Below are 10,938 nucleotides of genomic sequence, written 5' to 3'. Positions count from 1 at the left end.
AGGAACGTGCGGGAGCCCGCGGTGGCGTAGGGCATATTTCGTATTGCGTAGTTCGCATTGCGTATTTCGTGCTGCGTATCGTTTGCGGCCTCCTTACGCAGTACGCACTACGCAGTACGCACTATTCGTTGGGCTCCTCCACGGCGGCACGGGCATCCTGAGGCAGCCGTATGGTGAAGCACGTGCCCACGCCCTTCTCGGTGTCCACCTCGATGGAGCCGTTCATCCGGTCGACGAGCCGATCGACGATGGCTAGGCCCAGACCGCTGCCTTCGTACGACCGGTCGGTGCCGGTGGACGCCTGTGCGAAGGCATCGAACAGGTCGGCCACCTGATCCGACTCCATCCCGATCCCGGTGTCCTCGATCTCCAGTACCGCGGCCTCGTCGGCCTGCCGGACCCGGACCCAGGCGTGGCCGCCCTCCTCGGTGTACTTCAGCGCATTGCTGATGAGGTTGCGCTGGACCCGCCGGAGCGCTCCCTGATCGACGCAGGCCCGGACGGCGGTGTCGGGAAGGTCGGTCTGAAGAGCCACCCCTGCCGACGCCGCCCGCTGCTCGAACGTGTCGACCACGCCCCGGGCCTCGTCGGTGAGGTCGACCACCGTTGGGGAGAAGTCCATAGAATCGGCTTCGAGCTTCGACAGGTCGAGCACGGAGTCGAGCGTCTCAAGGAGGCGAGTTCCGCTCTTGGCGATGAGCCGAGAGAACTCTCCGATGGGGGCGTCGGCATCGCTGGGGTCGTCGGACACGGCGTCCCCGATGGCCTCCGCGAAGCCGAGAATAGACGTGAGGGGCGTTCGAATCTCGTGGCTCATGTTTGCCAGGAAGGCCGACTTGAGGCGGTTCATCTTCTCGGCCTCCTCCTTTGCCTCCCTCAGCGCCTGGTTCCGGCGCCGACGGTCGTCGATGTTCTCAACCATCCCGATTGCCTCGATCGGGCCCGGCCCGGCGTGCCGGGATACGGTGAGGGCGCCCCAGAACCCTTGCTCGTCGTCGCGAGTGAACCGGTGTTCAACCTCGTAGCTCTCCCGCTCTCCCGCGACGAGTTCGCTGAACAGACGCCTGCTGGTCTCGGGGTCCGCGGAACGCATGAAATTCCTGAAGGTGCGGCCCCGTAGATCCTCGGCCTCGAGGTCCAGCATGCCCCGAAAAGCCGGATTCGTCTTGAGAATTGTCCCGTCGGCCCCCATCAGCACGATCCCGTGCACGGCATTCTCGAAAATCCCTCGGAACTGCTGCTGGCTGCGGCGCAGATCGTGCTCGTGGTCCAGACGGTCGAGCACGGCGGAGGCATGCGTCGACAGAATTTCCAGGAGGCGAAGGTCGAACGAGGACAGGCCGTCCGCCTCCTCGTGGCCGACGAGCAGGAGGCCGTGCTCCGCGACGGGGAGGAAAGCGGCACCCTGGAGGTGATCGGCGTCGACCGGGAGATCGGCGTCGTGGAGATTCTCGGTAACGACGGTCTCGCCGGAACGGCACGCCTCGATTACGTCCGCCTCTACGCTGGCGCCGTTGGAGAGAAATCCCCCCTTTGAGACGTCTGCCCCGGAGGACATGCGGGCCGGGACGGACCCGTTGCCTTCCGGGAAGTACGCCGTGCTGAAGGAACCGCCGAAGGTCTCGTCCACGAGTCCTTCGAGCCGCTCTACCACCTCCTCTCTGTGTTTGGCCCGGAAGAGGCGTTCGGTGGCGGTATAGAGCGCCCCCACCTTCTGCTCGCGCTCCCGGAGCGCCTGCTCGCGCCGCTCGCGCTCGGTGACGTCGACGAGCATGGCGTACCCTTCTGCCCGCTGCTGGTCCCCCTGGTGGTGCGCAGCGAAGTACAGCTGAAAGTCCCGGACACCATCGAGCGTCTCCAGGCTTACCTTAGTATGGAGAGGCCCCTCCGCGGAGGCGGTTCGGATGAGCTCTTCCATCTCCAGCGAATCATTCTCCGGCCCGATCAGGCTCGACATGTTCGTCCCCTGAACCGAACGAGCATCACACCCGAAGACCTCCTCGAACTCCCGGTTCACCGTCTGGACGCGGGTGCCGCCGTCCACGAGGACCCCCTGGACGACGGGCGTAGGGAGGTTCTGGAAGAGGGTCTCGAACCGGTCGCGCTCCCGCTGCAACTGTTCCTCGCGCTCCTTGAGGGCCGTAATATCGGTAACGGCGCCGTCGACGTGCTTTACCATGCCGCTGAGCTCATCGCGGACGACGGTACCGTTCAGGAGGCCCGTGAAGGTCGAGCCATCCTTCCGGCGGAAGCGAACCTCCTGGGGCGCCGAAGATGTTTCGGCGGCCCAGAAGAACACCGACTGGTCGTCGGAGCGCACGTGCAGCTCCGTAGGATCGGCCGCGAGCACCTCGCTGGTCGACTCGTAGCCGAACATGCGAGCGAAGGCCTCATTGGCGAAGACCAGCCCGTGCCCGGGAGTGAGCCGGAAAATCCCATCACTAACGTTTTCGGTGATCGAGCGGAGCTGCTGCTCCTGCTCACGGAGCTGCTCTTCCATCTCGTGCCGCTCGGTGATGTCCTGCAGGGTCCCCACCAGGCGGACGGAGCCGTCGTATCGCTCGCGCGTCCGTCCCCGAATGTGGACCCACCGCCGGTCCCCCCCTGCCGTGTCGATAGGCGTCTCCACGTCGACAGGGCCGTCTCCGTTGAGGCAGCGCTCAATCGCCGCCCGAACGGTTCGCCGAGCCTCAGCGGGCTGTAGGCGAAGGCCCATATCGCCGCCGAGGACGGCCTCGTCCGGAAGGTCGAGAATGCGATGCAGCTCATCCGTGCCGTCGGCTTCACCGGTCTCCGGATCGTACTCCCAGCCGCCCACTTCGGCCACCGCCTGCACGCGCCGGAGCAGGTCTCGGTTCTTCTGGAGAGAGGCCTGTGCGTCCCCGAACGCCCGGTAGCGACGGTAGAGGGCCCTGCTCGCACCGGTGATGAGGAACGAGCTTCCCCCGACGAGGACGAGGTGCTTGGCCATCTCGGCTGTGGGAGCTGCCAGCCCCTCCCACGCAAGCCCGGACGGCCCCAGGACGTACACCACCACTGCCACCGTGCCTCCCATTCCGAGCACCTGCGAGGGGCGAAACGGCACGACGGCCACCGTAACGAGGTAAATGGGGAGAACGTATTCCGTCCCGAATACGCCCCGCAGGGCCCCCTCAAACGTCGCAACAGAGGCAGTCAGGAGCACCGCGCCGGCCCCGAACCACCGGCCAGTCTGGAGGCTACATTCCATCTGGGCCAGGACGAGCCCAAAGACGCTGAGTGCAGAAACGATGAGGGTTCCGACCACGACGATGCGGTCGTCCAGCCCCGTCGTTCTGAATGCCCTGTAAGTCCAGTTCAACTCATAGCCAAGGCCGAACACGCCGAGACCGACGTACAGGAGCGACCCGACGAGCCCGATGGCCCCGCACTGCCGGAGCCCTGTGTGGAGAATATCAGTGAGAACGGATCGAAAGTCGGGGTCCTGCTCGCGGGTTCCAGAGGGAAAGAGGAGGCCCCAAAATCGTGTGTTCAGCGCGCTCATGACGGTGCTTGGTGGGCGTTCGCGGAAGTACCTCGTGGTCCTTTACCCACAACTACCGTGCCCAGAAGAGAACCAGCGTCGGTCGAACGGTCGAGTAGAGGCATTGCGGCGTTCTTGAGGCTCTCGGCGGACTTCCCGCAGGTCGTTCGCAGTCCCCTCGTTCTAAGGACGCCTCCGCGTTTAGGAACGTAACGAAGAGGTGGTAGAACCTTCGCGGTGCCGCGGGACAATGAGGGACGCTGAGCCCTGGTCGCGAATGCGGAATGAGGCGCGCCTACTCGGTGCTTCCCGCCTCCGAAGGGCTCGATCCGCGGGGGCCGGGGGGCTCGCTCTTCTGGAGGAGGTTCGTGAATAAGGTTTCGAAGCGGTCGCGCTCTCCCTGGAGCCGCCGCTCTCGCTTCTTCAGGTCGGTGATGTCCGTGACAACGCCGTCGATGTACTGGATCGTCCCACGTTCATCCCGGACAACGGACCCCCCGAGAAGCCCGACGAAGGTCGATCCGTCGTTCCGCCGGAACGCAACCTCCTGAGCGTCATGATCTTCGTCGTCTGCTGGATACAGGAGATCGGTCTGCTGCTCCGGATGGGCATAGAGCGCCTTAGGGTCTTGCTTGAGCACCTCGTCGACGTTTTCGTACCCGAAGAGGTCGGCGAACGCCTGGTTGGCGTAGACAAGGCCTTCTCCCGGGACCGTGCGGTAGAGCCCGTCCGACACGTTCTCCGCAATGGAGCGGAGCAGTCGTTCCTGGTCGTGGAGGCGCTGCTCCATGGCCTGCTGCTCCGTGATGTTCTGCAGAATGCCTGTAAGCCGGACCGTATCCCCGCCGTCGGTCCGGGCGGTCCCCTGGAGGCGCACCCAGCGGCGGTCGTTCTCAGCCGTGGTTAGGGGGACCTCCAGGTCGAACGATTCGCGCTGACTGAGGGCGTGGTCGAGGGCGTTTTGGACCTTGTCCCGCACCTCGGGGGGGTAAAACTGAAACCACGTGTCGAGATCGAGGGGGGTCCCGGCCGAAAGCCCCAGAACATCGTAGAGTTGGTCCGTGCCCTTCAAGGTATCGGTGTCGGGATTGTACTCCCACCCGCCAATCCGGGCCACGTCCTGTGTCCGGCGGAGGAAGTCGCGGTTCTTCTGAAGAGAGGCCTGGGCAGTCCCGAAGGATCGATGACGGAGGTACAGGGCCAGGCTCGCCCCGGTGATGAGCACCGATCCGCCCCCTACGAACGCCAGGTGCTTCGCCATCTCCGGCGTGAGGCTCGGCGTGCCGACCCAGGCGGGGCCGGAGGGCCCCAGGAGGTACACGATCAGGGCGACACTCCCCCCGATGCCCACGACCTGAAGGGGGCGAAAGGGGATGATCGCAACGATGAGAAGATACACCAGGATGACGAACTCGGTGCTAAAGGTTCCGCGCACGGCCCCTTCGAATGTCGCCACGCTTGCGGCCACCAGCACGGCCCCCCAGCCAAAGAGCCGTCCGGTGCGCAGGGAGCACTGGAGTTGGGACAGAACGAGCCCCATGACGCTGAGGGCCGCCACGATCAGGATGCCGGCGACGACGACGCGCTGGCTGATATCCCTGCGAAGAAGGGCGTCGTACGTCCAGCTCAGGTCGTACCCGAGCCCGAAGACGCTCAGTCCTGTGTAGAGAAGGACCGCCACGAGCCCGATGGCCCCGCACTGCCGGAGCCCGGTGTGGAGGATCTGGTTCAGGGCCGACCGGAACGTGGGGTCCTGTTCAGGAGCGGAAGGAAGCGTGAAGAACTGCCGTTGCACATCGTCCGGGAGAGGCATCGTGGGCGGATGGGACTGGTTCGACAAACGTCACCACTTTTTGCCCCAAGAAACATGCCATTTCTCCCGAACGGTGCACGTTCAGCGCCCGGTCGAATCCCGTTCATCTCGCCCTTCCGACGCGCGGCCCGAGAGTCAGCGGGCGTGGCCGGGGCCCCCACGGATGGAAGAAGGGAGAAGCAACGCGGTCAAACGACCCCGTACTCGTCGAAAAGGGCCCCTGCGCGGGCAAGGTCGACGTTGCCCCCGCTCACGACGACCCCGACCCGGCGGTTTTGGCCGGGAACGGCGTCCCCGAGCAGGGCCGCGGCGCCGAGGGCCCCCGTCGGTTCCACGACGATCTTCATCCGCTCCCAGAGCAGATGCATCGCCCGCACCAGGGTGCCGTCCGAGACGGTGACCATGTCGTCGACGTGTTCGAGCACCAGTGGAAACGTCACGTCGCCGAGGTACGGCGTCCGCGCCCCGTCGGCAACGGTGTCCGGGTTTTTGACGGTCTGGAGCTCCCCGGAGTGGAACGACCGCGTGGCGTCGTCGCCCGCCGCCGGCTCCACGCCAACGACCGTGCAGTCCGGGGCGTGGTGCCGGGCCGCCAGGGCACAGCCGGAGAGCAGGCCGCCGCCCCCGCAGCACACGAGCAGTGCGTCGAGGTCGTCGACCTGGCCGAACAATTCATCGCCCACCGTGCCCTGGCCGGCCACCACGTCCGGATGGTCGTAGGGCGGCACGAGGGTGAGGCCCCGCTCCTCGGCGAGCCGCCGGCCCAGCTCCTCGCGAACGGTTTCGTCGGGGTCGTACGGGACAACCTCGGCGCCGTAGTCGCGGGTGGCGTCGAGCTTCACCTGCGGGGCGGTTTTCGGCATCACGATGGTGGCGTCCACCCCGAGCAGGCGTCCCGCCAGCGCCACGGCCTGGGCGTGGTTGCCCGACGAGTAGGTGATGACGCCGCGCTCCTTGGCCTCGGGCGAGAGCTGCGACACGGCGTTGTACCCGCCGCGGATCTTGAAGGCCCCGGTGCGCTGGAAATTCTCGCACTTGAAGAACAGCTCAGCCGTCGCCTTCGCGTTGAGGGTTTGGGACGTCATCACGGGCGTTTGGTGGACCACACCGTCGAGCCGCTCGGCCGCGGCGGCGACGTCGCTGTAGGCCACGAGGGAGTCGGGGGCGTCGGTGGGGGGAGTGGGCATTCAGGTCGGGGATTCATTCCGTAGACTCGTCGGCGATGCGTTCGAGCGTGTCGGAAAACGCTCGAAGCTCATTCGCGACCTCGCCGTGGACAGTGGGGAGCCGGCGGACGAGGGGCGTCATCCGTTCGGGGTCGAAGTCGGCGGCGTACACGTTCCGGACCACGTGACGAAACCCGCGATACGGCTCCAATCGACGGCGCAGTTCCGACGAGAGCACGGCGGGACGCGTACTCGGGATTGCGTGGGCCATCTGATCAAGAAGATCCTCGTGCCCGTGTGGTCCCTCCGGCATTGATTGGTCGACCTGTCGGGCGATCGTCTCGAAGATGCGCTCCAGCCCTGCGTAGAAATCGTGCACGTTCAGCGCGGCCGCATCGATGTAGTATTCGTCTTCGGAGGCTTGATATCGCTCCCAGATCGCGCCCACCCGGTTGCAGACAGCGTCGAGGTCGTTGAGGTCCTGGCGGATTCGTCCTGCCAGGGCACGATAGTCCTCGGTCATCGCTCGATGCCGGTGTCTTGAATGGTCTGTCGGAGGGAGTCGGGGCACGAGCCGAGGGAGACCAAATCGACGCTCCGCTGTGAGGATACAGATTGGAGTCGCGCGACCGCTCGATCGTATTCCATCGGAGGGAGACCCTCCACAGCAAGGTCGAGGTCGGAATGGGGGCTCAGGCGTTCCTCGCGGGCGACGGACCCGAAGAGCAGAACCCGCTCGGCCTCAAACTCCTCTTTGAGCACCGACGCTGCTCGTCGGGCATCGTCCCATGCGCGCCGATAGGTCTCTTCCTGCCGCACGCGGGCTTCAGCGTCGCGGCGGCGGAGGGTTTGCCGGTACCGATCGAGGGCCTGATCGGGAATGGGCATAGGGAGAGACGGCGAAGCTGAGAGAAGAAGAGAGGATTAATATCCAAACAGGGGGCCGAGCAGAGAGATCCGGCAAAGGCAGTTCAACGGCAATGTCCCTGGACGGGCAAGATTGCTACTCAGTTACAAATCGTACCGCAGTAGGGGGAGGAGTGTCTCGGCGAACCGCAGGAGCCCCCCGTACCTTGGGCGAAACGTCAACACCGACGCGTCCCTGCCAAACCAGTCTGACGGCGTGATAACTGACAGTGCAACTGGAAGAACAACGCACGTTCACCCGGGCCTCGCTCCAGACCACAGGCTCCCGAGTCGGCACTGGATAGAACCGAGCCGTGACATTCTCCCAGGAGGGTCCAATCCCTCGAAGCGCCCGATTTCTGAATACGCGTGCCCAATTCCTGAAAGAAATTCTTCCGAGCAACCCTCACATTTCCTATAAAGAATAACCAAGGTGCCGCAACTGTCCGCACAGGGTCAGCCGTGGGTGTAGGAAGGAAGTCATTCGAACAACTATTCAAGGCTCCGGGCGGACAAGTGGATCTGTCTATGCCGATCAAGTAATACTCTTCTAGTGTCCCAAGGCAGTACAAAGATTGGAATCATTTTTGCAAAAAGAAAAGTACTAGAGAGCACAGGACTCGCTGCACGTTGCCAAATGGCATCGATGCAGTTCGGCGCCGCCACTGCGTGGCAACCTCTTAGCATGTCGTAGATAATTTTAAGGACACTTCTCAAGACTGATGGGACAGCAACAGCTTCTTCTGCTCGTTCTCGCAACGGTCATTGTCGGTCTCGCCACCGTGGCGGGCCTAGAAGCGTACGATCAGGGGATGACCCGGGCTAATAAAGATGCACTGACACAACTGGCCGTCGAGATTGCTAGCGATGTGCAGGCCCACGCACAGGAGCCTACGCAATTCGGGGGGAAAGACGTGGACAAGATAGGAGGGACGACTCCTGCTAGCAATGCGACCATCAAGCTGGAGTCACTGGGCTACCCAACGGTTCCCAGCAGCGAAAGCGAGTACTTTGGCTCTGAAGCTGTCAATGCCGCTACGTACGCAAACATAAATGGAGAGTGTGCAATTACCAATGGAGACGTAACCACGTCTCCCATGAAGGTCCAGTGCGAGAGCCACATGAGCGAGGTCACGGTGGAGGTGAGAAGTCTTGACGCAGAGGGCATTGTGGTTGCCTCAGAAGGATTTAAAGACGGTTCCGGCAGTGGCGGTGGCAGTGGCGGGAGTGGGGGCGGAAGCGGTGGCGGTGGCAGTGGGGGTGGGGGCAGCGGTGGAGGTGGGGGAGGCGGAGGAGGAGGTGGCATCGGCTACTGACCGTGGCCGAGGGAGGGCCTCAGAGTTGTTGCCCCCAGGTCGTGGCGGACGGGAGGCACTTTATCCCATCGATGCCACCATGCCTACGCATCCCCGCCTAATGTTCCTCTGAGTATTACCAGTAGGAAGATTAAAAATAGTAAAAGTTTCCGGTTTCAATGTCCGGCCTTTGTCGCCGAGTATGCGGTTCAGGATTGACCCGTCCAAGAATGAAGCGCCTCGTCCCATTTGTGTTGCTGCTTGCAGTCGGGACGCCGGTGTGTGCCAACGGTACCGGAGATCCGGAACCACCAGAGAGTCTCCAGTCTCTGTCCGATAGCATCGAAACCCTGGTCCGCAGAGAAGGCATTCCGGGGGTGGCCGTGGCGCTGGTCCTCCCGAGCGGTCGTATTTGGTCTCGGGGGTTTGGGGTCGCGCGCCGCTCTTCAGGACGACCGATGACCGACAGTACACTGTTTCGGGTGGGCTCGAACTCGAAAATGTTCATCGGCGTGGCGGCTCTTCAGCAGCAGGAACGGGGCCATCTCGACCTGAGGGATAAGCTCCGCGTATTGGCCCCGGATCTCAAATTTGAGAATCCATGGACGGAGAAACACCCCGTCCGCCTCGTGCATCTCCTCGAGCATACGTCCGGCTTCGACGGAACGCATCCAGCGGAGATCTACGCCCCGAGAGACTCGATCCCCCTCCGGCTCCAGGTGAACCACCACCCGCACTCGCAGGTCGTCCGGTGGCCGCCGGGCCGCTTCTCGGCCTATTCGGACCCTGGAATGAACGCGGCGGCGTATGCTATCCAGCAGACCCTGGACGACCGGTTCGTGAAGTATGTGGAAAAAGAGATCTTTGACCCGCTACACATGAGTTCGGCCACCTACAATCGGAAAGACGTGCGTCGCCGAGGTCTCGCTGCGGGCTACGCGACTCCTGAAAGTGACGAGGCCATGGAGTACCGGCCAATGCTGATGCGTCCGGCAGTTGGAGCAAAGCTCCATGTTCGGGACATGGCCCGCTTCATGAAGATGCTTCTTCAGGACGGTCGCCTCAACGGACATCGTCTCCTGCAGCCCGCCTCCGTGCGGCGGATGGAAACGCCGCAAACCTCCCTCGCCTCCAAGCAACGCGGCGTGAGGTTCGGTACGGGACTGGGGAACAATACCGAGGTGCGGAACGGACTTGTGTGGCACGGCCATTCTGCGTTCATGGAAGGACACGTCACCAAAACGAGGTATCTCGACGCACACGAGCGTGGCTACGCGGTCTTCTACAACGTCTACTCCGCGGACCACTGGAAGATTGAGAATCTTGTCGCACAGTACCTCACGCGGAACCTTCGTACGGCCCCTCCCGAAGTCACGTCTACGGATCGGTTGGGGCTCGCGAACTACGAAGGCTATTACGTCAGCGTAGCCCCCCGCTACGAAGCTCTCCGGTTTATCGCGCCCTGGACCCGGGTGCTTCGCGTGACGGCGACGAAACTCGTCCTGAATGTCAAGCAGATGCTCCTGGGCAGCGTCGACCCCGTGCGGAACGGCGGCACGGGCACGTGGCTTCCGGTAGGCGAGGGCCAATTTCGGAGCCGAAACGCCCCAGTTGCCACTCACGCCTTCGTGACGACGGGTCGTGGCCAGTATCTCCAAATCAACGGAGGCGGGGGCGGGACCTTTCGGCGGGTCTCTGCCGGCATCGTTTGGACCTGGTGGGGGCTCTCGGCGGTCGTGCTGGGGCTGCTGCTCTCAAGCATTCTGTTTGCGGGATTCTGGGGGACGGGCCTGCTGCTCGGCCGTCTGGAATTGCGCGACCCCCTGCAGGTGCGACTGTGGCCGCTCCTGGCCACGCTGAGCGCTGCTCTGTTCGTCGCGGGCCTCGCTGCGGTGTTGCACGAACCCGCCCACATCAATGAGCTGTTTGCGCAGCCGAATCTGTACACGCTCAGTATGATGTGGAGCTCGGTGTCCCTGGCGATCTTCTCCGTCTTGGGGGTCGTTCAGGGCCTTCGCTACTACCAGACCGCTGAGGATCGTCTGATCTGGTGGCACTCGTTCCTCACGTCGATGGCCTGCTCGCTGGTGGCCGGTTGGCTCGCATACCATGGGTTCATCGGCATGCGCGTCTGGTCGTACTAAGTGTCGCCCGAAAGAGCAATGCACTCATGCCAATCAGGGGTTGAAAAACCATGTCATCGCAGGCGGCTTGAAAGAGGATGCATCCAACATCTCTCTGATCAGCCGCCCTTGG

The 10,938-nt window shown here is 63.6% G+C and carries 7 protein-coding genes; 2 read left to right on the top strand and 5 right to left on the bottom strand.

Going from position 1 to position 10,938, the window contains the following annotated elements; all coding sequences use genetic code 11:
• Positions 1 to 121: 121 nt before the first annotated feature.
• The 5 genes from ABEL04_RS13440 to ABEL04_RS13420 form a co-directional block, all read right to left on the bottom strand.
• Positions 122 to 3,523: a PAS domain S-box protein gene (locus ABEL04_RS13440; RefSeq protein ID WP_375802907.1), complete on the bottom strand. Its 3,402-nt coding sequence runs from the start codon at positions 3,521 to 3,523 to the stop codon at positions 122 to 124.
• Positions 3,524 to 3,797: 274 nt separating this feature from the next.
• Positions 3,798 to 5,315, bottom strand: coding sequence for a PAS domain-containing protein (locus ABEL04_RS13435; RefSeq protein ID WP_375802906.1), 1,518 nt, complete (start codon positions 5,313 to 5,315; stop codon positions 3,798 to 3,800).
• A 188-nt stretch (positions 5,316 to 5,503) separates the two neighbouring features.
• Positions 5,504 to 6,502, bottom strand: a complete 999-nt coding sequence (locus ABEL04_RS13430; protein ID WP_375802905.1) for a threo-3-hydroxy-L-aspartate ammonia-lyase — start codon at positions 6,500 to 6,502, stop codon at positions 5,504 to 5,506.
• A 13-nt stretch (positions 6,503 to 6,515) separates the two neighbouring features.
• The gene (locus ABEL04_RS13425; RefSeq protein ID WP_375802904.1) at positions 6,516 to 7,004 is read right to left on the bottom strand and encodes a hypothetical protein; all 489 of its coding nucleotides are present in this window, start codon (positions 7,002 to 7,004) and stop codon (positions 6,516 to 6,518) included.
• On the bottom strand, positions 7,001 to 7,369 hold the full coding sequence (locus tag ABEL04_RS13420) for a nucleotidyltransferase family protein (protein ID WP_375802903.1): 369 nt from the start codon (positions 7,367 to 7,369) through the stop codon (positions 7,001 to 7,003). The genes ABEL04_RS13425 and ABEL04_RS13420 overlap by 4 nt, the downstream gene beginning before the upstream one ends.
• A 740-nt stretch (positions 7,370 to 8,109) precedes the next feature.
• Here ABEL04_RS13420 and ABEL04_RS13415 point away from each other — a divergent pair.
• Positions 8,110 to 8,703, top strand: coding sequence for a hypothetical protein (locus ABEL04_RS13415; protein WP_375802902.1), 594 nt, complete (start codon positions 8,110 to 8,112; stop codon positions 8,701 to 8,703).
• A 158-nt stretch (positions 8,704 to 8,861) separates the two neighbouring features.
• A complete protein-coding gene (locus tag ABEL04_RS13410; RefSeq protein WP_375802901.1) occupies positions 8,862 to 10,826 on the top strand; it encodes a serine hydrolase domain-containing protein in 1,965 nt (654 codons plus the stop codon).
• Positions 10,827 to 10,938 lie beyond the last annotated feature (112 nt).

The sequence above is a fragment of the Salinibacter sp. genome (assembly GCF_042218895.1).
Classification (GTDB): domain Bacteria; phylum Bacteroidota; class Rhodothermia; order Rhodothermales; family Salinibacteraceae; genus Salinibacter.
The sequence above is the reverse complement of the archived record's forward strand: the minus strand, read 5'-3'. Positions and strand labels throughout refer to the sequence as shown.